Source organism: Bradyrhizobium sp. BR14999 (genome assembly GCF_056106085.1).
This window is the reverse complement of record NZ_CM148536.1, coordinates 1,008,610-1,032,036: the sequence shown is the minus strand read 5'-3', so window position 1 is coordinate 1,032,036 and position 23,427 is coordinate 1,008,610. Positions and strand designations below refer to the sequence as shown.

The following is a 23,427-nucleotide window of genomic DNA, read 5'->3' as shown; positions in this document are numbered from 1 at the left end:
CCGAAACTTGCGTTCGGTCCTTGCGGGCCCCTCCCCCCCTCCTATATGAGCCTCAATCATCGCAATATCGCGGATGTTTGATCTTAGGGGGTTTCGGTCGGGTGCCTTCTGGGCCCAGCCAACCTGCCGCAAAAAGAAGGATATCAGGACCATGGGAAAGGTCATTGGGATCGACCTCGGCACCACGAACTCGTGCGTCGCCGTAATGGATGGCAAGAACGCCAAAGTCATCGAGAATTCCGAAGGCATGCGGACGACGCCTTCGATCGTCGCCGTCACGGATGACGGCGAGCGCCTCGTCGGCCAGCCGGCCAAGCGCCAGGCCGTCACCAATCCCGAGCGCACCTTCTTCGCAGTGAAGCGCCTCATTGGCCGCCGCTACGACGACCCGATGGTCGAGAAGGACAAGAAGCTCGTTCCGTACAAGATCGTGAAGGCTTCCAACGGCGACGCCTGGGTCGAGGCCGACGGCCAGACCTACTCGCCCTCGCAGGTCTCGGCGTTCATCTTGCAGAAGATGAAGGAGACCGCGGAAGCCCATCTCGGCCAGAAGGTCGACCAGGCCGTCATCACCGTTCCCGCCTACTTCAACGACGCCCAGCGCCAAGCGACCAAGGACGCCGGCAAGATCGCGGGCCTCGAAGTGCTGCGCATCATCAACGAGCCGACCGCGGCCGCGCTTGCCTATGGCCTCGACAAGACCAAGGCCGGCACCATCGCGGTGTACGACCTCGGCGGCGGCACCTTCGATATCTCCATTCTCGAAATCGGCGACGGCGTGTTCGAGGTGAAGTCGACCAACGGCGACACCTTCCTCGGCGGCGAAGATTTCGACATGCGCCTGGTCGGCTATCTCGCCGACGAGTTCCAGAAGGAGCAGGGCATCAACCTGCGCAACGACAAGCTCGCCTTGCAGCGCCTGAAGGAAGCCGCTGAAAAGGCCAAGATCGAGCTGTCCTCGACGACGCAGACCGAGATCAACCTGCCCTTCATCACCGCGGACCAGACCGGGCCGAAGCATCTGACGATGAAGCTCACCCGCGCCAAGTTCGAGGCGCTGGTCGACGACCTCATCCAGAAAACGGTCGAACCCTGCCGCAAGGCGCTGAAGGATGCCGGCGTCACCGCCGGTGAGATCGGCGAAGTCGTGCTGGTCGGCGGCATGTCGCGCATGCCGAAGGTCCAGGAAGTCGTGAAGCAGCTGTTCGGCAAGGAGCCGCACAAGGGCGTCAACCCGGACGAAGTCGTGGCGATCGGCGCCGCGATCCAGGCCGGCGTGCTCCAGGGCGACGTCAAGGACGTGCTGCTGCTCGACGTGACCCCGCTGTCGCTGGGCATCGAGACGCTGGGTGGCGTGTTCACCCGCATCATCGACCGCAACACCACGATCCCGACCAAGAAGAGCCAGGTGTTCTCGACCGCCGAGGACAACCAGAACGCCGTCACCATTCGCGTCTTCCAGGGCGAGCGTGAAATGGCGGCCGACAACAAGATGCTCGGCCAGTTCGACCTGATGGGCATTCCGCCGGCCCCGCGCGGCATGCCGCAGATCGAGGTGACCTTCGACATCGACGCCAACGGCATCGTCAACGTCTCGGCCAAGGACAAGGCCACCGGTAAGGAGCAGCAGATCCGCATCCAGGCCTCGGGCGGCCTGTCGGAAGCCGACATCGAGAAGATGGTCAAGGACGCCGAGGCCAATGCCGAGGCGGACAAGAAGCGCCGCGAGGCCGTGACCGCCAAGAACGAGGCGGATGGCCTGGTGCATTCGACCGAGAAGGCGCTGGCCGAGCACGGTTCGAAGGTCGCCGAGAGCGAGCGCCGCGCCATCGAGGATGCCGTCAGCGACCTCAAGGAAGCGCTGAAGGGCGACGATGCCGAGGCGATCAAGGCCAAGACCCAAACGCTGGCCCAGGCGTCGATGAAGCTCGGCGAGGCCATGTACAAGCAGCAGGCCGAGGCCGACGCCAAGAAGGATGCGGCCAAGGACGACGTCGTCGACGCGGAATTCACCGAGGTCGACGACGACAAGAACAACAAGAAGTCCGCTTAAACCCCAAGAGGGTGACGATGCGGACGGCTTGGACCCCAGACGCGCTAAAGGCCTCCTCCCTCGCGGGGGAGGCCAACGTGTCGGGACGGGCGAGACAGATGCCCGTTACGATCAATCAATTCCCAGCCGTTATGCTCAATGTTGCTACGCTGCCCTCTGCCGCGACGCGCAAGGCCGCCTATATCAAGGCTGCCTATGTCGTTGCGCAGCGGCGTCGTTTCGCCCCGACTTGATTCGCGATTGGATAGACCGAGTCCGACATGTCCACGTCCACCAAGCGCTGCTACTACGAGACCCTCGAAGTCGAACGCGACGCCGACGAATCCAAGCTGAAATCGTCGTTCCGCAAGCTGGCGATGAAATTCCATCCCGACCGCAATCCCGGGGATGAAACCAGCGAGGTCAAGTTCAAGGAAATCAACGAGGCCTACGAGATCCTCAAGGACAAGGACAAGCGCGCCGCCTACGACCGTTACGGCCACGCCGCGTTCGAGCAGGGCGGCGGCTTCGGCGGCGGCGGTGCCGGTTTCGGCGCGGGCTTCGCCTCCTCCTTCTCCGACATTTTCGAAGACCTGTTCGGCATGGCCGGACAGCGCAGCCGCGGCGGCCGCGAACGTGGCGCCGACCTGCGCTACAACATGGAGATCACGCTCGAGGAAGCCTTTGGCGGCAAGACCGCGCAGATCGAGATTCCGGTCTCGGTCACCTGCGAGGCCTGCTCGGGCATCGGCGCCAAGGCCGGCACCAAGCCGAAGACCTGCTCGGCCTGCGGCGGCGCCGGCCGCGTGCGGCAGTCGCAGGGCTTCTTCACGCTCGAGCGCACCTGTCCCGGCTGTCAGGGCCGCGGCCAGATGATCGAGGATGCCTGCCCGTCCTGCTCGGGCCAGGGCCGGGTCACCCGCGAGCGCACGTTGTCAGTCAACATTCCGCAAGGGGTCGAGGACGGCACGAGGATCAGGCTCGCCGGCGAGGGCGAGGCCGGGGTCCGCGGCGGCCCGCCCGGCGACCTTTACATCTTCCTGTCGCTGGCCCAGCACCAGTTCTTCCAGCGCGACGGCGCCGATCTGCATTGCCGCGTGCCGATCTCGATGGTGACGGCCGCCCTCGGCGGCGAATTCGAGGTGCCGACGATCGAGAAGAGCAAGGCCAAGGTGAAGGTGCCCGCCGGAACCCAGTCGGGCCGCCGGTTCCGCATTGCATCAAAGGGCATGCCGGTGCTGCGCTCGCGTCAGATGGGCGACATGTACGTCCAGGTCGTGGTCGAGACCCCGCAGAACCTCACCAAGAAGCAGCAGGAATTGCTGGCCGAGTTCGAAAAGCTCTCCTCCGGCAACACCCAGCCGGAATCCGAGGGATTCTTCGCCAAGGTCAAGGATTTCTTCGGCAACCGGGCGAGTTGACGTGTCTTGACCGTGCCGCCTTCGGCCTATACGTCTTTATGACCATTTTCTGACACGCCGCGTCCCGCGGTCCCGTCCGGTCCTGACATGCCATTGCCATCGTCCGCGCGTGCGTTGAAGAAGCCTCGTCTTGATGACGAGGTGCGCTTTCTCAGATCTTGGATCGAAAAGCCGCTGCACATGGGCGCGGTGATGCCGTCGGGCAAGCTGCTGGCCCGGACCATGGCCCATTACGTCGATATCGATTCCGACGCTCCGGTGGTCGAGCTCGGGCCCGGCACCGGCGCCATCACCTCGGCTCTGATCGAGCGTGGCATCGACCAGAAGCGTCTCGTCCTTGTGGAATACAATCCCGGCTTCTGCGCCCTGCTGCGCGACCGCTACCCGCAAGCCAAGGTGGTGCAGGGTGATGCCTATCGCCTGCGCGACACGCTCTGGAATGTCTTGAGCGCGCCGGCTTCCGCGGTCGTCTCCGGCCTGCCGCTCGTCACAAAACCGATGCTGACGCGGCTGCGGCTCATCCGCGATGCCTTCACGGCGCTGGCGCCCGGCGCGCCGTTCATCCAGTTCACCTATGCGGTGGTGCCGCCGATCCCGAAATCGCTGCCCGGCGTGTCCACAGAGGCCTCGGAACGGATCTGGATGAACCTTCCGCCGGCCCGCGTCTGGGTGTATCGCAAGGACTAACCTGTCGCCACAAACGCGGTGCGCTCCCTCTCCCGCTTGCGGGGGAGGGCTGGGGTGGGGGTGTCTCTACGGTGGGATCCCCCAGTCGAGAAAGCCCCCTCCCGCCGCGCTTCGCGCGTCGACCTCCCCCGCAAGCGGGAGAGGTGAACGGAGTTCGCCGCCCGGATGTCAGCTCCCAAGATCCTGGTCATTCCCGGCTCGCTGCGCACCGGCTCGCATAATGCGAAGCTGGCGGCGCTCGCAGCCTATGAATTCGACCAGGCCGGCGTCGACGTCACCCGCATCTCGCTCGCTGATTTTCCGCTGCCGATCTATGACGGCGATCTCCAGGCCAAATCCGGCGTGCCCAAGCACGCTATCAATCTCAAGCGCATGATCGGCGCGCATCACGGCGTGCTGATCGTCACGCCCGAATACAATGCATCGGTGCCGCCGCTACTGAAGAACGCGATCGACTGGGTCAGCCTCGTGCACGATCTGCACGAGGCGCGCGGCGACGTGTTCCGCAACCGCGTCTTCGCGCTCGCCGGCGCCTCGCAGAGCCGGCTGGGCGCGGCCCGTGCGCTGCAGGCGTTGCGGCTGATCCTGACCTCCTGCCACGCCCATGTGATTGCCAGCCAGCTCACGCTTGCCTTTGCCGATCAGGCCTATGACGATATGGACAGGCTGAAGAACGAGGGCGATATCGCCGCGTTGAAGGAGTTGGTGCGGCAGTTGATCGACATTTCCCAACGCATGATGTGAGGTGACATGACGCCAGCCGAGATCGCCCCGAAAGACCGCCTGATCGTCCCGCTCGACCTGTCGAGCCCGGAGGCTGCCGAGGCGATGGTCGCAAAGCTTGGCGACAGCGTCACCTTCTACAAGATCGGCTACCAACTCGCCTATGCCGGCGGCCTCCCGCTGATCGGCAAGCTCGCCGACAAGGGCAAGAAGGTATTTGCCGATCTCAAGATGCACGACATCGGCAACACGGTGATGCGCGGTGTCGAGAGTGTCGCCAAGTTGGGGGCGACTTTCCTCACCGTCCACGCTTATCCGCAGACCATGATGGCGGCCGTCGAGGGACGTGGCGGCTCGGGCTTGAAGATTCTCGCGGTCACCGTGCTGACCTCCTACAACGACGACGATCTGCACGCGGCCGGATATCGGCTCGGCGTCTCCGAGCTGGTCGAGGCCCGCGCCCAACAGGCGCAGGTGCTCGGTGTCGATGGTCTCGTGTCCTCGCCCGAGGAAGTGGGCGCCCTGCGAAAGATCGTCGGTCACCAGATGAGCCTCGTCACGCCAGGCATCCGGCCGGCGGGCGCGCCGAGTGGCGACCAGAAGCGGATCATGACGCCGGGGCGTGCGATCGCCGCAGGTGCCGACTATCTCGTCGTCGGACGTCCGATCCTCGAAGCCGCCGACCCCAGGGCCGCGGCCGACGCCATCCAGGCCGAGATCGCGCAGGCGCTCGGCTGAGCAACAACCAGGGAGAGAAGAACAATGGCAAAAGGCTACTGGATCGGGCGCGTCGATGTGAGCAATGACGAGGGCTACAAGCCCTATGCCGTCGCCAACGGTCCAATCTTCAAGAAATGGGCTGGTCGCTTCGTCGTTCGCGGTGGCAAGTTCACCACCGTCGAAGGCGCCAGCCGCAACCGCAACGTCGTGATCGAATTCCCAGACTACGAGACCGCGCTCGCCTGCTACAACTCGCCGGAATACCAGGCCAACATCAAGGTGCGCCAGCCGCACTCCATCGCCGAGCTCATCATCATCGAGGGCTATGACGGCCCGCAGCCGTCGGACGGCTGAGGCACGATCTCGTCTTACCCTCCCCTGGAGGGGGAGGGTCGCTGAGCATGTCGCGAAGCGGCTGGCGCAGCGGGGTGGGGTGATCTCTCCGCTCGGGCACGGTTGGTTGCGGAGAGACCGTCACCCCCCCGTCACGCAATCTCGCTTTGCTCGATCGCGTGCCGACCCTGCCCCTCCAGGGGAGGGTGGGAGCACGCCGCGCGCTCGTGGCCTCGGTTGCCGGAACTGCCTCCCCCCGCTACAACGGCCCCAGAGAGGATCACACCATGTCCGACATGCGCTTGATTGTTGCTGGGGCTGGCGGCCGGATGGGCCGTGCGCTGACGCGGGCGATTGCCGAGAGCAAAGGCGCGGTGCTGGCCGGCGCGCTGGAGGCGCCGGGCTCGGACTTGCTCGGCAAGGATGCCGGCGTGCTCGCAGGCCTGCCGGCCAACGGCATCACGCTCTCCGCCGACCTCTGGGCGATGTCCAAGGATGCCGATGGCATCCTCGATTTCACCGTGCCGGCGGCGACTATCGCCAATGTCGCGATCGCCGCCCAGCGCGGCCTCGTCCATGTCATCGGCACCACCGGGCTGTCGGCCTCCGATAACGCCGTGATCAAGAGCGTGACCAACCGGGCCGTCGTGGTGCAATCCGGCAATATGAGTCTGGGCGTCAACCTGCTTGCCGCCGTGGTCAAGCGCGTCGCCAAGGCGCTCGACCAGAGTTTTGATATCGAGATCGTCGAGACCCATCATCGCATGAAGGTCGACGCGCCCTCGGGCACCGCGCTGATGCTGGGCCAGGCAGCAGCTAGCGGGCGCGGCATTCAGCTCGACGAACACTCCGCGCGCGGCCGCGACGGCATCACCGGCGCACGCCGGCCCGGCGACATCGGCTTTGCCTCCTTGCGCGGCGGCACCGTGGCCGGCGATCACAGTGTCAGCTTCCTCGGCCAGTTCGAACGCCTGACGCTGTCGCATCACGCCGAGGACCGCATGCTGTTCGCCCATGGCGCGCTCAAGGCGGCGCTGTGGGCGCACGGCAAAGCGCCGGGGCATTACTCCATGGCCGACGTGCTCGGCCTGTCCGACATCTGAACCAGAGCATGATCCGGACCCGAAGGGCCGCGTTAGCGCAAAGTGCGAAGCGGTTTTCCGACAAGGTCATGCTCAGAGCAATAAACTAGATGGAAAGCAGTTGATGAGCGAACGTCTTCTCGTGCTCGTGCGGCATGGCCAGAGCGAATGGAATCTGAAGAACCTGTTCACGGGGTGGAAGGATCCTGACCTCACCGAGCTCGGCGTGAGCGAAGCCAAGGAAGCCGGCCGCAAGCTGAAGGCACAGGGTCTCGTGTTCGACGTCGCCTACACCTCGGTCTTGACGCGCGCGCAGCACACGCTGGATCTCATCCTCGGCGAGCTCGGGCAGGAAGGCCTGCCGACCGCGAAGAACCTCGCGCTGAACGAGCGCGACTATGGCGATCTCTCCGGCCTCAACAAGGACGACGCCCGCAAGAAGTGGGGCGAGGACCAGGTGCTGATCTGGCGCCGCTCCTACGACGTGCCGCCGCCCGGTGGCGAAAGCCTGAAGGATACGCTGGCACGGGCGCTGCCCTACTACGTGCAGGAGATCCTGCCCGCCGTCCTCAACGGCAAGCGCACGCTGGTCGCCGCCCACGGCAACTCCTTGCGCGCGCTCATCATGGTGCTGGAAAAGCTCTCGCCCGAAGGCATCTTGAAACGCGAGCTGGCGACCGGTGTGCCGATCATCTATCGCCTCAATGCGGATTCGACCGTGGCCTCGAAGTTGGATCTGGCCGGGTAATGACGATCCCGTAGGGTGGGCAAAGGCGCACAGCGCCGTGCCCACCATTCTTCCGCAATCGCTGATGCATGGTGGGCACGCTTCGCTTTGTCCACCCTACGGCAGCTTCGCCGGGACGGCGATCTACTGCATCCCCACCCGCCCCGCTTCCCAGCCCAGCATCGCCTGCTTGCGGGTGATGCCCCAGTGGTAGCCGGTGAGCGTGCCGCTCTTGCCGAGGGCGCGGTGGCAGGGGACCACGAACGAGACCGGGTTCTTGCCGACCGCAGCGCCGACGGCGCGCGAGGCCTTCGGGCTGTTGATGTTGCAGGCGATGTCGGAATAGGACACCGCGCGGCCCATCGGGATCTTCAGCAGCGTCTCCCATACCCGCACCTCGAAATCGGTGCCGATCAGGACCACGCGCAGCGGCTGATCCGGCCGCCACAGCTTGGGGTCGAAGATGCGCGCTGCGAGCGGCGCGGTGCCGTCGTGATCTTCCACATAAGTGGCCTTCGGCCAGCGCCGCGTCATGTCGGCGAGCGCGACCTTCTCCTCACCGTGATCGGCGAAGGCGAGGCCCGACAGGCCGCGGTCGGTCGCGATCACGATCGCGGTGCCGAACGGCGAGGGATGGAAGCCGTAGCGCAGCGTCAATCCCGCGCCGCCATTCTTCCATTCGCCCGGCGACATCGCTTCATGGGTGACGAAGAGATCGTGCAGCCGGCCGGGGCCCGACAGACCGGAGTCGAGCGCCGCATCGAGGATGCTCGCGGAGTCCCTGAGCAGCCCCTTGGCGTGGTCGAGGGTGAGCGCCTGCATGAAAGCCTTCGGTGTGATCGAGGCCCAGCGGCGGAACAGATGGTGCAGCTCATCGGGCGTGACGCCGGCCGCATCCGCCATCGCCTCGATGGTTGGCTGCGCGCGCCAGTTTTCCGAGATGAACGCGATCGCCCGGCGCACGGAATCATAGTCGCGCAGCGCGGCGTTCTGGGGGCCCGGCTTGGCCAGGCGCTGGTCATGTATGGCGAGTGTCATCATGACCGGAAATGTAGGAGAGGGAAGGGTATGAAACCACCCGATTTCTGATCTGAAATCAGGTGATCGGATTGTAGGTCGGGCCGCGCTTGGCGGCGTTCAGCGCCTCAACCAAGCCTTTGTAAAAGCTTGATTTTTCGTCCGGTCCCAGGAAGCGGGCGATCTGGATCTGGTGCCCGCGCGAGATCAGATAGAGATGCTCGATGCCAAAATCCTCGTCGATTTCCATGTCGAGCCGGACCCAGAGCGGATTGAACGTCCATTCGACGACCTGGCCGCGATCACTGACGCGGCGCACGCGCAATTCGGAAGGAGTGACCACGATCTCCTCGCTGGCCCGTGCGGCGCGGAAATTGGCCTTGAAGGCCCACCAGATCACGAGAACGTCGAGCCCGAAGAAGCCCAATACCGGCCAGGCCCCCATCATCAGGAAGGCAAGGCCCGTGACGAAGCTGACAACGCTCAGGAACAGCATCACGGCGAGGAAGCCGGTGCGGTTCAGCGAACGGTGTGGCGTCAGCAGCGCGGAGAAGATCTGCACTTCGCGCTGATCTTCGGAGTCCTTGTGCTCAATTTCGTTGCCTGTGCTCATCGTCCCTCAGTATATCCCGATCATGGCGAAAATCACCCGCAAGCCGGCTCCGCGCAAAGCGGCCGTGAAGAAGAAGGCAAAACCGGCCGCGGCAAAGTCGAAACCGCCCGCGAAAAAGTCGCGCAAAGCCGCAAAACCCTGGACGCCCGCCGAAATTCACGAGGCCTTCAGCCGTTTCCGCAAGGCCAATCCGGAGCCGAAGGGCGAGCTTGAGCACATCAATCCGTTCACGCTGCTGGTCGCCGTGGTGCTGTCGGCGCAGGCGACCGACGCCGGCGTCAACAAGGCGACGCGCGCATTGTTCGAGGTGGCCGACACCCCGCAGAAGATGCTCGATCTCGGCGAGGAGCGCCTGCGCGAGTACATCAAGAGCATCGGCCTCTATCGCACCAAGGCCAAGAACGTCATTGCGCTATCGGCAAAAGTGCTCAGCGAGTTCGGCGGCGAGGTGCCGCGCACGCGCGCCGGGATCGAGTCGCTGCCCGGCGCCGGGCGCAAGACTGCGAACGTCGTGCTCAACATGGCCTTTGGCGAGCACACCATGGCGGTCGACACGCATGTCTTCCGCGTTGGCAACCGCACCGGGCTTGCGCCGGGCAAGACACCGCTCGAGGTCGAGCTCGGTCTCGAAAAGGTGATCCCGGCCGAGTTCATGCGGCACGCCCATCACTGGCTGATCCTGCACGGCCGCTATACTTGCCTCGCGCGCAAGCCGCGCTGCGAGGTCTGCCTGATCAATGATCTCTGCCGATGGCCGGAGAAGACGGTCTGAGACAGTGCCGCGTCGGGCGCGTCACCGCATCTGCCGCGCCGGCTCGATCAGCTCGGGCCGCGAGCCGGACAGCCGCTTGTGCATGTGGACCATGAAGGCCATGCCGAAGATCGGCGTCGCCAGATTCACGATCGGAATCGAGACGAAGGCGGCGATGAAGAGGCCGGCAGTGAAGATGATCGCGGCGTTGTCGCGCCGCATTGCCTTGGCTTCCTCTGGCGGGCGGAAGCGCATGGCCGCGAGCTCGAAATATTCCCGGCCGAGCAGCCAGGCGGCGGCGATGAAGAAGATCAGGAAGCCGGCGCCGGCGAATAGCACCAGCGGCAGAGCGGCGAGATAGACCAGGATCGTCAGCAATGCGGTCTTGACGCCCTCGAGGATTGCCTGGCTGAACGGCAGCGCGACACCGGGCCGTTCGGCGGGATAGTGCTCACGCTCGACGATGTCGGCGACGTCGTCGACGAACAGGCTCGCCACCAGCGAGGTGATGGCGGGCATCAGGAAGATGCCGCCGAACACGACGCCGAGGCCGGCCGCGATCGAGACGATCCACGAGAGGACCTCGAGCGATGAGTGCCAGCCCGGCCCGAGCAGGCCCTCCAGCCAGACCTCGCCAGAGGTTGCAAACCAGCTGAGGAGCCGCTGCAGGCCGATCGCCAGCACGGTGATCAGCACCAGCGCCAGCCCGATCGATCGCCACAGGATCGAGCGCATCGGCGGCGAGATCATTTGCGACAACGCCTTCACGGCGGCATCCAGCATGGGGCACCCTCTCCCGAAACCACCCGCGAGAGGTAGACACCCGATGCGGCTTCGGCAAGGGCGGCTTCTTTGCCTTCTCCCCTTGTGGGAGAAGGTGGCGCGAAGCGCCGGATGAGGGGTTGTCTCCGAAATCTCAAATGAGAGTTGGACGCGCGGAGAGAGACCCCTCACCCGTCTCGCCGCTTTTGCGGCGAGCCACCCTCTCCCACAAGGGGAGAGGGATCCGCACCACCTGCGCAGCTTGATTTCCTACTCGTGCCGGTGCCCGTGCTTCCGCGCCTTCACGTGCTTGCCCTCGCCGGTCGGAATCATCACCACGCGGCCGTAGCGCACGCCGCGTTCGGCGATGATGTGATCGGCGAAATGCTTGACCTCGGAGGCCGCGCCGCGCAGCGCGGTCATCTCCATGCAATTGTTGTCGTCGAGATGGACGTGCAGGGTCGCGAGCGCGAGGTCGTGATGGCCGTGGAATTCCTGCACCAGGCGTTTTGAGAGATCGCGCGCGGCGTGGTCGTAGACATAGACGAGGCCGGCGACGCAGGGGCCGGTCTGCGCTGTGTCCTCGCTGCTCTGTTGCAGGCCGGCGCGGGCGAGATCGCGGATGATCTCGCTGCGGTTCTGATAGCCGCGCGCTTCCGCCGCCGCGTCGATCTCCGCCAGCAGATCATCCTCGATCGTGATCGTAATTCGCTGCATCAGATGCTCCCTCGCGCGGCGCCTTCTTACCTCGCCCCGCCTGCGGGGAGAGGTCGTAATTCAAGCGTAGCTTGAATTACGGGTGAGGGGGAGCATTCCGCGAATGCAGTTGTTACCGCCTGTGTGGAGATGCCCCTCACCCCAACCCTCTCCCCGTAAGAACGGGGAGAGGGAGTACACCATCACAGTCGCGTCGCGCGCAAGCGCAACGCGTTGCCGACCACGCTCACCGAGGACAGCGCCATCGCCGCCGCGGCGATGATCGGCGACAGCAGCACGCCGAAGGCCGGGTAGAGGATGCCGGCCGCGATCGGGATGCCGGCGGCGTTGTAGATGAAGGCGAAGAACAGGTTTTGGCGGATATTGCTCATCGTCGCCTGGGACAGCTTTCGCGCCCGCACGATGCCGACGAGATCGCCCTTGAGCAGGGTCACGCCGGCGCTCTCCATCGCCACATCGGTGCCCGTGCCCATGGCGATGCCGACTTCGGCCGCCGCCAGCGCCGGCGCGTCGTTGACGCCGTCGCCGGCCATCGCGACGCTGCGGCCGGCCTTTTGCAGCCTGGTCACCACCGCGCTCTTCTGGTCCGGCAACACCTCGGCCTCGACTTCGGCGATGCCGAGCCGGCGCGCCACCGCTTGCGCCGTCGTGCGGTTGTCGCCGGTCAGCATGATGACTTTGATGCCTTCGGCCGCGAGGGCCTTCAGCGCCTCCGGGGTCGAGGCCTTGACCGGATCGGCGATCGCGAACAGGCCGGCAAGCCGGCCGTCCACGGCCATGTTGATCACGGTGGCGCCGTCGCCGCGCAGCCGCTCGGCTTCGGCGTCGAGCAGCTTGGTGTCGATGCCGATCGACGTCAGATATCTGGCATTGCCGAGTACGATGGTCTTGCCGTCGACCTTGCCGGTCGCGCCCTTGCCGGTCGGCGAGTCAAAATGCTCGACTTGGCCAAGAGTGAGCTGCTTCTCCTTTGCCGCGCGCACGATCGCATCGGCCAGGGGATGCTCGCTGGCACGCTCGACGCTGGCGGCGAGGCGAAGGACGTCATCCTCGGCAAAGCCGGCAGCCGGCACGATCGCCACCACCTTGGGCTTGCCCTCGGTCAGCGTGCCGGTCTTGTCGACCACCAGCGTGTCGATCTTCTCCATCCGTTCCAGCGCCTCGGCGTTCTTGATCAGCACGCCCGCTTGTGCGCCGCGGCCGACACCGACCATGATCGACATCGGGGTCGCAAGTCCGAGCGCACAGGGGCAGGCGATGATCAGTACGCTGACCGCAGCGACGAGGCCGAAGGCGAGCCGCGGCTCCGGTCCGAACCACGACCAGGCCGCAAAGGCGGCGATGGCGACGACGATCACCGCCGGCACGAACCAGCCGGCGACCTGATCGGCCAGCCGCTGGATCGGCGCGCGCGAGCGCTGCGCGTCGGCGACCATCTGCACGATCTGCGACAGCAGCGTCTCGCGTCCCACCTTGTCGGCGCGCATGATGAAGCTGCCGGACTGGTTGAGCGTGCCGGCGATCACCTTGGCTCCGCTCTCCTTGGTGACCGGCATGGATTCGCCCGTGACCAGCGATTCATCGAGCGAGGAACGGCCTTCGAGGATCACGCCGTCGACCGGCACCTTCTCGCCGGGACGAACGCGCAAGCGGTCGCCGGCATGCAGCGTATCGATCTCGACTTCATGCTCGCTGCCATCGGCATCGACGCGGCGCGCGGTCTTCGGGGCGAGCTGGAGCAGCGTCTTGATTGCGCCCGAGGTCGCATCGCGGGCGCGCAGCTCCAGCACCTGGCCGAGCAGAACCAGCACGGTGATGACGGCAGCCGCCTCGAAATAGACGGCGACCGCCCCCTCATGGCCACGGAAGGTGGCAGGGAACATCTGCGGCGCGACGGTGCCGATGATGCTGTAGACATAGGCGACGCCGGTGCCCATCGCGATCAGCGTGAACATGTTGAGGTTGCGCGTCAGCAGCGACTGCCAGCCGCGGACGAAGAACGGCCAGCCGGCCCACAGCACCACGGGCGTGGCGAAGACGAGCTGGATCCAGTTCGACAATGTCTGGTCGATCCAGTTGTGCGGGCCCGCGAGGTGGCCGCCCATCTCCAGCACCACGGCCGGCAGCGCCAGCGCGCCGCCGATCCAGAACCGCCGCGTCATGTCGGCAAGCTCCGGATTGGGCCCGGTCTCGAGGCTCGCGACTTCCGGCTCCAGCGCCATGCCGCAGATCGGGCAGGTGCCGGGGCCGACCTGGCGGATCTCGGGGTGCATTGGGCAGGTGTAGATCGTGCCCGCGGGCATCTCGGGCTCGGGTGCCTTGTCCTTGGCGAGATACTTGGCGGGGTCGGCGGCGAATTTGGTGCGGCAGCCGGCCGAGCAGAAATGGAAGGTCTCGCCGTGATGTGTGAGGTGGTGCTTCGACGTCGCGGGATCGACCGTCATGCCGCAGACGGGATCAAGAACCTTCGTCGCGGCATCGCCATGGTCATGCGTGTGATGATGGGCGTGGCCGGCCTGATCGCCGTGTCCGCCGCAGCAGGAGGACGCCGGATTGGCCGCTGCGGGCGTGGCCTTGGCGGAACAACCGCATCCCGGATGTCCATCTGTGGCGTCGTGATGATGCTCGTGTTCGCTGTTATTCATTTCCATGCTCCGGCCTTGCAACCTATACCCGGTAGGGGTATATAGGCCGCATGCGCAAGGACATCAAGGCATCTGTCGGAAAACGTCTCGGCCGGATCGAGGGCCAGGTTCGCGGCCTCTCGAAAATGGTAGAGGAAGACCGCTACTGCATCGACATCGTCACGCAGATCTCGGCGGTGCGCGCCGCGCTGCGCCGGGTCGAGGAGGAGATCCTGAAGGATCACGTCGCCCATTGCGTCGAGCACGCCATCGCCAGCGGCGACAAGGCCGATCAGCGCGAGAAGATCGCGGAGCTGATGGCGGTGATCGGACGGGCGGAGCGGTAGGCTCTCACCGTCATTGCGAGGAGCCCTTGCGACGAAGCAATCCAGACTGTCGACGCGGTGACAGTCTGGATTGCTTCGCTGCGCTCGCAATGACGCGGAAAGAGAAACACCACATCTCCTCCACTGTCGTCCCGGCGAAGGCCCTAGGGCATGCACATATCTGGTGCGGCGGATTGACTCGGATCGGCCTGGGAGGATTCCAGAATCAGAGTTCTGTGTGATTCGTATTGCGGCACTCCATGATTTGGACGGGGTGCCGCGATGTTGTCACGGATTGACTGGACGCTGGGCCGGTTCGGGGATCGTCGTCTCGATAAAGGGGGGCGGCGTTCGTCGAACGCATGGTTGTGGGCAAAACTGTCTGCCTTCGGCAGCTCTCCAGGGGGAACCGCGCGCTGGAAGTGCGGTTCAACCGCTTTCTTGGCCATGACAAGGTGACGGTGGAGCGGATCATCGAAAGCTGGAGCGAAAGCACGGTCGCTGCGGTAGAGGGCCGCCACGTGCTGGCCATCCAGGACACCAGCGAGATCCACTTCAACACCACACCGCAACGCCGGCGCGGGCTCGGAGAAATCGGCAAAGGCAATAACCACGGCGTGCTGCTGCATCCGCTGCTGGCTGTGGATGCCGATGACGGCAACTGTCTTGGACTTTTGAGCGGGCAGATATGGACGCGCACAGGTCGCCGCACGACCTCGCACGACGATCGGGAGTTATCGGACAAGGAATCGCAGCGCTGGATATCCACTGCCATGGCGGCCAAGCCGCTCCTCACCAAGGCCACAGCGGTGACGGTGCTGGGTGACCGCGAGAGCGATATTTTTGCCCTTTATGCCAGCTCGGCCGAGCAACACTTCCACGTCATCGCGCGCAGCATGCATGATCGCAAGCTTGCCGACCGCAGCGGCTTGTATGAGGTCAGCGATGCCATGGCCGCGGTGGATCGGCGTGCGATCCAATTGCCTGCGCGCGCCGCGCGGCCCGCCCGCCTGGCTCACCTCGAACTTCGCTTTGGCGCAATCGAGCTCGCCCGCCCACAGAGTAAGTTCCTGCGCCATCTGCCGGAAAGCTTGCCATTGGCGGTGGTCGATGTGCGCGAGATCAATGCCGAAACCGGGGTAGAGCCGCTGCACTGGCGGCTTCTCACCTCTCACGAGGTTACCGGCATCGAGGACGCCTGGCGCATCGTCCAATGGTACAAGCAACGCTGGATCATCGAGCAGTTCTTCCGCATCCTGAAGACACAAGGCTTCAAGCTCGAAGACAGCCAGATCGGAACCGCCGATCGCCTTCTCAAGCTGGTCGCGATTGCCGCTAAGGCGGCCGTCATCACAATCCAACTTCTGCAGGCCCGCAATGGCAGTCGCCAACCCATTCTCGCTGCCTTCGACAACGGCCAAATTAACGTGCTCACCGCCCTCAACCGTCAACTCGAAGCCGGGAGCAAGCGATTAAAGAACCCACATCCGCCCGATAGCCTCGCTTGGGCCGCCTGGATCATTGGTCGCCTCGGCGGCTGGGACGGCTACCCATCGTCCAAGCCGCCGGGCCCGATCACCTTCAAGAACGGCCTCGAATACTTCCACGCCGTCGCAGCAGGATGGAGCCTCAGAGATATGTGCATGCCCTAGGGCGAAGGCCGGGACCCATAACCTCAGGGAGGGGTTTGGCGAAGACTCGTCATTCGGTACTCTCACCGCACGCAATCGATAGATCACGCGGTAATGGGTCCCGGCCTTCGCCGGGACGACAGTGGAGCTACGCCGCCCTCTCTCTTGCCCGGCCTCGCCGCCGCGGGCGGTACATCGCCAGCCTCTTCAGCAGCGGGACATGGCCGGCGATCTCGGCAGGTGGCTTGCTCACTTCCTCAGCCGAAATCTCAGCCGGCGTCTCTTGGTCAATCGCTTCAGGAACGAGCGGCGGCGCACGGAGCGTTTCTGGAAACACACTGAATGTGCCCGCCACCTCCTCGAGCGGCTTCTGCTTGTCGGCCCAGTGCAAGGCCGTGTAGTCGAAGCCGTGCACGATGGTGGGTTTGACGACTTCGAAATAGGGCGAGATGTCGAAGTCGCGAGGCATGTAGAGCGAGGAATCGCGGATGTGCAGGATCTCGCGGCGAGCAGCGCGGCTGCCGGCCTTGGTGATCTTTGGCAGGATCGGGTAGCGCACGGCGTCGAACGCCTGCGCGATCAGCGCCGAGCAGATGATCTTGGTCGGATCGCCCGATCCCAGCGCGATCATGCGCCGCCGCCAGCGCTGTGGCACTGGCAGCGGGAACAGGAAGCGCATGAGGTCGACAATATTCTTGGTATCGTAGCCGAAGCCGATGCGGTTGATCGCATAGCGGCAGACGGTGGTGCGGTCCTCATAGGACAGCCCGACCGGGCGGCAGACGCGAGTGTGATACGGGAAATATTTCGACAAAGGCGCAGAGGTGACGCCCTCGCCGATATTGGCCTCGATCAGCACATGCGGTTCGCCGTCCGCCTCTTCCGCGCCCTCGATCGGACCGACATAGAGCGCAGCATGCGACCAGGTCGACTGCGTCAGGTATTTGATGATGCCGGAGATGCGGTTGTTGCCCTCGACCAGCAGCACGTCGCCGGGCTCGATGACGCCGCGCAGGTGCTCGGGGTCGCTCGGCGTGAACGGCTCGTAGCCCGGCACCTCCTTCGAGAGGTACGCGGCAATCAGCTTGCCGACTGAGTCCAGGACCGTCCCCATTTCGAACTCCCCCCCACGGCCTTTTCCGGCCGTCTTTTTCCCTTCTCTATCATGGTCGAAACGTGTTGCAATTCGGTTCATCACTCTGTGAGATCAAGCACGATTGATTCACCATGATGGTTGCTGCGCAACATCAGATACGGCAAGGTTCGCGGGCTGTTCCCGTTCGCCGCAAGTCCCCGGAAACCATGACATGACAATCACGCGCCGCGGTTTCCTTTCGGCGTCGGCGGCCCTTGCCGCGATGCCGGTGCTGCGCGCAACCGCCGCGACCCCGCCGCGGGAGGCTGACATCGTCGTGATCGGCGCGGGGGTCGCGGGAATTGCCGCAGCGCGGCGCATCATGGCCGCCAACCGCAAGGTTGTGGTGCTGGAAGCGGCGGCCCAGATCGGCGGCCGTTGCATCACGGATAGCACGACTTTCGGCACGCCGTTCGACCGCGGCGCGCGCTGGATGCACAATCCCGAGACCAATCCGATGATCCGGCTGGCGCGCAGCGCCGGGCTCGACGTGCTGCCGGCCCCGTCAGGTCAGAAGATGCGCATCGGCCGCCGCAATGCGCGCGCCGGCGAGACCGAGGAGTTCCTGGCCGCGCTGGTCCGCGCCAACCGCGCCATCGACGACGCCGCGCGCGGCAAGCTGGATACTTCCTGCGCCTCCGCGCTGCCGAAGGATCTCGGCGACTGGGCCGGCGCGGCCGAGTTCATGCTTGGCGCGGGCTTTGCGGGCAAGGATCTGAAGGAGCTTTCGGCGATCGACAAGACCCGCGCGCAGGACCGCAATGGCGCGATCGCCTGCCGCCAGGGTCTGGGGACGCTGATCGCGAAACTCGGCGAGCAGGCGCCGGTGGCGCTGTCGACGCCGGCGAGCCGGATCGTCTGGAGCAATCGCGACGTCGGCGTGGAGACCCCGAGCGGCAAGATTGCCGCCCGCGCCGCCATCATCACGGTCTCGACCAACGTGCTGACCTCAGGCGCGATCAAGTTCGCGCCCGACATTCCGAAACGCACGTTAGACGCGGCATCGAAGCTCACCCTCGGCAGCTATGATCACATCGTGCTGCAACTGCCGGGCAATCCGCTCGGACTGTCGCGTGATGACATTCTCATCGAGCAGAGCAACTCGACGCGCACGGCCCGCATGTTCGCCAATATCGGCGGCTCCTCGCTGTGTTCGATCGACGTCGGCGGCTCGTTCGGCCGCGATCTCGCCGAGCAGGGCGAGAAGGCGATGACGGCTTTCGCGAAGGAGTGGATCACCAAACTGTTCGGCAGCGAGGCTGCGGCCGCCGTGCAGAAGACCAGCGCGACGCGCTGGAATGCCTCGCCCCATGTCATGGGCGCGATGTCGGCGGCCTCGCCCGGCGGCCAGCTCTCGCGAAAGGTTTTGGCAGAGCCGATCGGCAACATGTTCCTCGCCGGCGAAGCCACGCATGAGACGCTGTGGGGCACGGTCGACGGCGCCTGGGAAAGCGGCGAACGCGCCGCGGAGGCCGCGCTGCGCAAGATCGGCGCGCTCAAGGACGAGCCCGCGGACGTGCCGACGCAGTCGACGAAGAAGCGCAGGGCGAGGCCGCCGCGGAATTGATTCAGTCGTCGTCCTGGACAAGCGCAGCCCTTGGCAGCGCGTAGCGTTGTCCAGGGCGGAGCGCAGATCCAGGACCCATTACCCGAGGGAGGGGTTTTGGCGACGGCTAGTGGTCACCAACCCGGGCTAAAGATGCTGACCGGGGTAATGGGTCCTGGCTTTCGCCAGGACGACGCGAGGATGGTTCAGCGCAACACCCCATCCAGCGCCGGCAATCCCGCGATCACCGCCAGCGCAATCAGCGCGTAGCAGATGCCGCGAAACACCTTCTCGCTGGCGCGGCCGAACAGCGAGGCACCGAACGCGACGCCGAGCGCGTAAACCGGGCCGACGATCATCGAGAGCACGAGCGACTCGCGCGAGATCAGGCCCGTCGTCGCGTAACTGATCATCGAGAAGAAGTCCGACGCGCCGAAGAACAGCACGATGTTGGCGCGCGCGACGATCGGCGCGATCGGGCGCCCGAGCCAATAGCCGACGATCGGCGGGCCGCCGGTCTGCGCCAGCCCGCTACAGAAGCCGGATAGGCCGCCGATGCCGACCGAGACCCAGGCGTGGTCCTTGCCGCGATAGCGCCAGCCCGACAGCAGCAGGAGCAGCAGCGCGGCGACGAAGCAGGAGATGATCCAGCGCGTGGTGACGGGCTCGAGCACGCTGAGGAAATAGGTGCCAAGGGGCACGCCGATCAGCGCGCCCAGCACGATCACGGCAGTGGCCTTGCGGTCCGCCTTGCGCCAGGCATCGGGCAGGAGCGGCGCGGCCGCGACGAAATCGATCACGAGCAGCAAGGCGGCAACGAGCCGTGGCGCCGCGATGCTGCTTGCCAGCGGCATGAAGATCAGCGCCGCGCCGAAGCCGGAGAAGCCGCGGGCGGTGCCCGAAACGAAAGCGACGGCGCAGAGCGCCACCGCAATGGTGAGGCTGACGTCCTTGGGAAGAAAGTCGGTGAGACTCATCCCCGCAAGGTGCCACCGGTCTTCTTCGTCACCTCCGACACGACCTTCGCGGCCACAGCCTCAATCTCCTGATCGGTCAGCGTCTTCTCGCGCGGCTGAATGGTCACCGCGATCGCGATCGACTTCTTGCCGTCGTCGATGCCCTTGCCCTCGTAGACGTCGAAGACGTTGACGCCGGTGATCAGCTTCTTGTCGACGCCTTGCGCCGCGCGCACAATGTCGCCGGCCTTGACGGTGCGATCGACGATGAAGGCGAAGTCGCGCGAGACCGGCTGGAATGCCGACAGCTCGATCACAGGCTTGGCACGGGTCGGCTTCTTCTTCGCCTCGGGGATGCGGTCGAGAATCACCTCGAACACCATCAACGGGCCGTCGGCGCCGAGCGCCTCGAGCGCGCGCGGGTGCATCTCGCCGAAATGGCCAAGCACGTTCTGCGGGCCGATCTGGATGGTGCCCGAGCGTCCCGGATGCAGCCAGCCGGGACCACCGGCGACGATCTGAAGCGCCTGCATCGGCGCGCCGGCAGCGGCAAGCACCGCCAGCGCATCCGCCTTGGCATCGAACACATCAGCCTGCGCCGAACCGAACCAGTGCCGTCCCAGACCTTCCGAGGAGGCAAAGCCGCGGCGCACGCCGCTCGCCGCCATGAATTGATCCTGCGGGCGGTCGCCCCTGAACAGTTGCCCGACCTCGAACAGCGCGACATCGCCAAAGCCGCGATCAGCATTGGCTTGCGCCGCGGCGATCAGGCCCGCCAAAAGGGTCGGGCGCATGTCGGACAGGTCCGACGCGATCGGGTTGGCGACTTCGAGCTCGCGCTGACCGCCGCCGAACAATTTTGCCGCAGGTTTTGCGATGAACGACCAGGTTACCGACTCGACCATGCCGCGGCTTGCCAGCGCGCGCCGCGCGCGGCGGGTGCGGAGCTGAAGCGGTGTCAGCACCGGCTTGCGCGCGTCCTCGCCGCGCTCGAACGGCGTTTCCGGCACCTTGTCGACGCCGAAGATGCGGACGATCTCCTCGACGATATCGGCCTTGCCGTGCACGTCGGTGCGCCAGGAGGGAACTGCGACCTTCACCACCGGGCCCGGGCCCGCCATCATGAAACCGAGATGGGTCAGGATGCGCTTCATCTCTGCTTGCGGCACTTCGATGCCGGAGAGACGCTTGACCTCGGTGACCGGGAAATCGATTACGCGGTCGTCGCCGAAGGCTTTGCCGACCACCACGGTCTCCGACGGCGTGCCGCCGCACATCTCCATCACCAGCTTGGTCGCGAGCTCGAGCCCCGGCACCATGAAGGCCGGATCGACGCCGCGCTCGAAGCGGTAGCGCGCATCCGAATTGATGCCGAGCTTGCGGCCGGTCTGGGCGATGTTGATTTCGTTCCACAGCGCCGATTCGATCAGCACGTCGGTGGTGTTCTCGTCGCAGCCGGAAGCTTCGCCACCCATGATGCCGGCGAGCGATTCGACGCCGTGCTCGTCCGCGATCACGCAGATCGCGGGATCGAGATTGTAGGTGCGGCCGTCGAGCGCGAGCAGCGTCTCGCCCTCGCGGGCGCGGCGCACGACGAGGTTGCCCTTCACCTTCTTGGCGTCGAACACGTGCAGTGGCCGCGCTCGATCGAAGGTCATGAAATTGGTGATGTCGACCAGCGCGTTGATCGGGCGCAGCCCGATCGCGGTCAGCCGCTTCTGCAGCCATTCCGGCGACGGCCCGTTCTTGACGCCGCGCACGAGGCGCAGCGCGAAGCCCGGGCACAGCGTGGAATCCTCGACCGTGATGTTCACGGGGCAGGGGAATTCACCCTTGATCGGCTTGATCGTGGGGTCCTTGAACTTGCCCATGTCGGCGGCGGCAAGGTCGCGCGCGATGCCGTGCACGCCGGTGCAGTCCTGCCGGTTCGGCGTCAGATTGATCTCGACCACGGGATCGCCGAGCGCGGCCCATTCGGCGTAGCCGGCGCCGATCGGGGCGTCCGCTGGCAATTCCATGATGCCGTCATGGTCGTTGGAGATCTGCAGCTCGGCCGCTGAACACAGCATGCCGCGGCTCTCGACGCCGCGAATGGTGCCGACACCGAGCGTGATGTCCTTGCCGGGAATGTAGGTGCCGGGCGGCGAGAACACGCTGACGAGTCCGGCCCGCGCATTCGGCGCGCCGCACACGACCTGCACCGGCGCGCCGCCGTCACCGGTGTCGACCATGCAGACCCGCAGGCGATCCGCATTCGGATGCTGCTCGGCCGAGATCACCTTCGCAATGGTGAAGGGCTTGAGTGCCTTCGCCTTGTCCTCGATGTTCTCGACCTCGAGCCCGATCATGGTGAGCTTATCGGCGAGCTTGTCGAGCGGCTCGTCGGTCTCGAGATGATCCTTCAGCCAGGAGAGAGTGAATTTCACGAGCTCAGCCCTCCGGCAAGCGTTGGCACTTCGAGCGGCTTGAAGCCGTAATGGGATAGCCAGCGGACGTCGCTGTCGAACAGCTGGCGCAGATCGGCGATGCCGTATTTCAGCATGGCGATGCGGTCGATGCCCATGCCCCAGGCAAAGCCCTGGTACTCGTCCGGATCGATGCCGCAGGCGCGCAGCACGTTCGGATGCACCATGCCGCAGCCGAGAATCTCGAGCCAGTCCTCGCCCTCGCCGAAGCGGATCTCGCCCTTGTCGCGGCGGCACTGGATGTCGACTTCCAGCGACGGCTCGGTGAAGGGAAAGAACGACGGGCGGAAGCGCATGTTGATGTGGTCGACCTCGAAGAATGCCTTGCAGAACTCATGCAGGATCCATTTGAGGTGGCCGAGATGCGAGTGCTTGTCGATGACGAGGCCTTCGACCTGGTGGAATTGCGGCGTGTGGGTCGCGTCCGAATCGATGCGGTAGGTGCGGCCCGGGCAGATCACGCGGATCGGCGGCTTCTGGCTCAGCATGGTGCGTACCTGCACCGGCGAGGTGTGGGTCCGCAGCAGCATGCGCGAGCCATCTTCTTTCGGATGAAAGAAGAAGGTGTCGTGCATCTCGCGCGCGGGATGGCCTTCCGGGAAGTTCAGCTTGGTGAAGTTGTAGTCGTCGGTCTCGATGTCGGGACCTTCGGCGACCGAGAAGCCCATGTCGGCGAAGATCGTGGTCAGCTCGTCCCAAACCTGGCTCAGCGGATGGATGCGGCCGGCTTCAGCCGCCGCATCGCGCGGCGGCAGGGTCACGTCGATGGTCTCGGCAGCAAGCCGGGCATCGAGCGCCGCCGACTTCAAGACGTCGCGCCGCGACGCGAGCGCCTGGCTGAGCTCGTCCTTGGCCTGGTTGATCGCGGCGCCCTGCGTCTTGCGCTCGTCCGGCGACATCTTGCCGAGCGTGGCGAGCAGCGCTGAGATCGAGCCCTTTTTGCCGAGGGCTGCGACGCGCACGGCCTCTAACGCCGCCTCGTCGGTGGCGGCGGCGATGTCGGCGGTGATCTGGGCTTGGAGCTGAGCAAGATCGGTCATGGCAATCCCTTTTGGCCAGGATGCTGAGCCGATGATCCTAGCCCGTCACACCCGGCACTCTGCCGGGCATCCACGTCGGAGAAGAGTGTTGGCGCGACAGGTGACGGCCAGGGCAATAA

Annotated in this window: 22 protein-coding genes; 13 read left to right on the top strand and 9 right to left on the bottom strand. The window is 65.3% G+C overall.

Features of this window, described 5'->3' with window-relative positions; genetic code table 11:
- The first annotated feature begins 151 nt into the window (after window positions 1-151).
- From dnaK to ACR9YP_RS04790, 9 genes are all read left to right on the top strand, one after another.
- Window positions 152-2,053 (top strand): molecular chaperone DnaK, encoded by a 1,902-nt coding sequence (gene dnaK / locus ACR9YP_RS04830; RefSeq protein ID WP_025033017.1) that lies wholly within the window; start codon window positions 152-154, stop codon window positions 2,051-2,053.
- Window positions 2,054-2,151: 98 nt separating this feature from the next.
- Window positions 2,152-2,286 (top strand): hypothetical protein, encoded by a 135-nt coding sequence (locus tag ACR9YP_RS04825; protein ID WP_370988996.1) that lies wholly within the window; start codon window positions 2,152-2,154, stop codon window positions 2,284-2,286.
- Between the two features lie 27 nt (window positions 2,287-2,313).
- Window positions 2,314-3,453 carry a molecular chaperone DnaJ gene (dnaJ, locus tag ACR9YP_RS04820; protein ID WP_370988995.1) on the top strand — a complete coding sequence of 380 codons (1,140 nt, stop codon included), beginning with the start codon at window positions 2,314-2,316 and terminating at the stop codon, window positions 3,451-3,453.
- Window positions 3,454-3,540: 87 nt separating this feature from the next.
- Window positions 3,541-4,140 (top strand): class I SAM-dependent methyltransferase, encoded by a 600-nt coding sequence (locus ACR9YP_RS04815; RefSeq protein ID WP_091882486.1) that lies wholly within the window; start codon window positions 3,541-3,543, stop codon window positions 4,138-4,140.
- Window positions 4,141-4,305: 165 nt separating this feature from the next.
- On the top strand, window positions 4,306-4,884 hold the full coding sequence (locus ACR9YP_RS04810; protein WP_438103746.1) for an NADPH-dependent FMN reductase: 579 nt from the start codon (window positions 4,306-4,308) through the stop codon (window positions 4,882-4,884).
- A 6-nt stretch (window positions 4,885-4,890) separates the two neighbouring features.
- Complete coding sequence (gene pyrF / locus ACR9YP_RS04805; RefSeq protein ID WP_438103748.1) at window positions 4,891-5,601, top strand: orotidine-5'-phosphate decarboxylase; 711 nt, start codon at window positions 4,891-4,893, stop codon at window positions 5,599-5,601.
- 24 nt (window positions 5,602-5,625) lie between these two features.
- On the top strand, window positions 5,626-5,937 hold the full coding sequence (locus ACR9YP_RS04800; RefSeq protein ID WP_438103750.1) for a DUF1330 domain-containing protein: 312 nt from the start codon (window positions 5,626-5,628) through the stop codon (window positions 5,935-5,937).
- A gap of 266 nt (window positions 5,938-6,203) precedes the next feature.
- A complete protein-coding gene (gene dapB, locus ACR9YP_RS04795; protein ID WP_438103752.1) occupies window positions 6,204-7,019 on the top strand; it encodes a 4-hydroxy-tetrahydrodipicolinate reductase in 816 nt (271 codons plus the stop codon).
- 103 nt (window positions 7,020-7,122) lie between these two features.
- On the top strand, window positions 7,123-7,746 hold the full coding sequence (locus ACR9YP_RS04790) for a 2,3-bisphosphoglycerate-dependent phosphoglycerate mutase (RefSeq protein WP_128930471.1): 624 nt from the start codon (window positions 7,123-7,125) through the stop codon (window positions 7,744-7,746).
- A 123-nt stretch (window positions 7,747-7,869) separates the two neighbouring features.
- Here ACR9YP_RS04790 and ACR9YP_RS04785 read toward each other — a convergent pair whose 3' ends face one another.
- Together ACR9YP_RS04785 and ACR9YP_RS04780 are read right to left on the bottom strand one after the other, a co-directional pair.
- Window positions 7,870-8,766 carry a methylated-DNA--[protein]-cysteine S-methyltransferase gene (locus tag ACR9YP_RS04785; protein ID WP_474219104.1) on the bottom strand — a complete coding sequence of 299 codons (897 nt, stop codon included), beginning with the start codon at window positions 8,764-8,766 and terminating at the stop codon, window positions 7,870-7,872.
- Between the two features lie 55 nt (window positions 8,767-8,821).
- Window positions 8,822-9,355, bottom strand: coding sequence for a DUF2244 domain-containing protein (locus tag ACR9YP_RS04780; RefSeq protein WP_438103755.1), 534 nt, complete (start codon window positions 9,353-9,355; stop codon window positions 8,822-8,824).
- A 22-nt stretch (window positions 9,356-9,377) separates the two neighbouring features.
- Between ACR9YP_RS04780 and nth the strand changes: the two genes are divergently transcribed.
- Window positions 9,378-10,127, top strand: a complete 750-nt coding sequence (gene nth, locus ACR9YP_RS04775; RefSeq protein ID WP_474219103.1) for an endonuclease III — start codon at window positions 9,378-9,380, stop codon at window positions 10,125-10,127.
- A gap of 21 nt (window positions 10,128-10,148) precedes the next feature.
- Here the strand turns inward: nth and ACR9YP_RS04770 are convergent, their stop codons facing one another.
- From ACR9YP_RS04770 to ACR9YP_RS04760, 3 genes are all read right to left on the bottom strand, one after another.
- Complete coding sequence (locus ACR9YP_RS04770; RefSeq protein WP_438103756.1) at window positions 10,149-10,889, bottom strand: sulfate transporter family protein; 741 nt, start codon at window positions 10,887-10,889, stop codon at window positions 10,149-10,151.
- 249 nt (window positions 10,890-11,138) lie between these two features.
- Window positions 11,139-11,585 (bottom strand): nickel-responsive transcriptional regulator NikR, encoded by a 447-nt coding sequence (nikR, locus tag ACR9YP_RS04765; protein ID WP_438103758.1) that lies wholly within the window; start codon window positions 11,583-11,585, stop codon window positions 11,139-11,141.
- A gap of 182 nt (window positions 11,586-11,767) precedes the next feature.
- A complete protein-coding gene (locus tag ACR9YP_RS04760; RefSeq protein WP_438103760.1) occupies window positions 11,768-14,230 on the bottom strand; it encodes a heavy metal translocating P-type ATPase in 2,463 nt (820 codons plus the stop codon).
- Between the two features lie 50 nt (window positions 14,231-14,280).
- Between ACR9YP_RS04760 and ACR9YP_RS04755 the strand changes: the two genes are divergently transcribed.
- Together ACR9YP_RS04755 and ACR9YP_RS04750 are read left to right on the top strand one after the other, a co-directional pair.
- Window positions 14,281-14,556, top strand: coding sequence for a metal-sensitive transcriptional regulator (locus tag ACR9YP_RS04755; RefSeq protein ID WP_024338640.1), 276 nt, complete (start codon window positions 14,281-14,283; stop codon window positions 14,554-14,556).
- Between the two features lie 341 nt (window positions 14,557-14,897).
- The gene (locus ACR9YP_RS04750; protein WP_438103448.1) at window positions 14,898-16,187 is read left to right on the top strand and encodes an IS4 family transposase; all 1,290 of its coding nucleotides are present in this window, start codon (window positions 14,898-14,900) and stop codon (window positions 16,185-16,187) included.
- 127 nt (window positions 16,188-16,314) lie between these two features.
- Here ACR9YP_RS04750 and ACR9YP_RS04745 read toward each other — a convergent pair whose 3' ends face one another.
- A complete protein-coding gene (locus ACR9YP_RS04745) occupies window positions 16,315-17,280 on the bottom strand; it encodes a YiiX/YebB-like N1pC/P60 family cysteine hydrolase (RefSeq protein ID WP_474219102.1) in 966 nt (321 codons plus the stop codon).
- Window positions 17,281-17,473: 193 nt separating this feature from the next.
- Here ACR9YP_RS04745 and ACR9YP_RS04740 point away from each other — a divergent pair, with 193 nt between their 5' ends.
- Entirely contained in the window at window positions 17,474-18,868 is a 1,395-nt protein-coding gene (locus ACR9YP_RS04740) for a flavin monoamine oxidase family protein (RefSeq protein ID WP_438103762.1), read from the top strand.
- Between the two features lie 185 nt (window positions 18,869-19,053).
- On the opposite strand, the gene ACR9YP_RS04735 is transcribed toward ACR9YP_RS04740, so the two are convergent.
- The 3 genes from ACR9YP_RS04735 to pheS are packed head-to-tail and all read right to left on the bottom strand — an operon-like array spanning window position 19,054 to window position 23,308.
- A complete protein-coding gene (locus tag ACR9YP_RS04735) occupies window positions 19,054-19,824 on the bottom strand; it encodes a sulfite exporter TauE/SafE family protein (protein WP_438103764.1) in 771 nt (256 codons plus the stop codon).
- Complete coding sequence (pheT, locus tag ACR9YP_RS04730; RefSeq protein WP_474219101.1) at window positions 19,821-22,229, bottom strand: phenylalanine--tRNA ligase subunit beta; 2,409 nt, start codon at window positions 22,227-22,229, stop codon at window positions 19,821-19,823. Before pheT ends, ACR9YP_RS04735 begins: the two co-directional genes overlap by 4 nt.
- On the bottom strand, window positions 22,226-23,308 hold the full coding sequence (gene pheS, locus ACR9YP_RS04725; RefSeq protein WP_438103768.1) for a phenylalanine--tRNA ligase subunit alpha: 1,083 nt from the start codon (window positions 23,306-23,308) through the stop codon (window positions 22,226-22,228). The genes pheT and pheS overlap by 4 nt, the downstream gene beginning before the upstream one ends.
- Window positions 23,309-23,427: the final 119 nt, after the last annotated feature.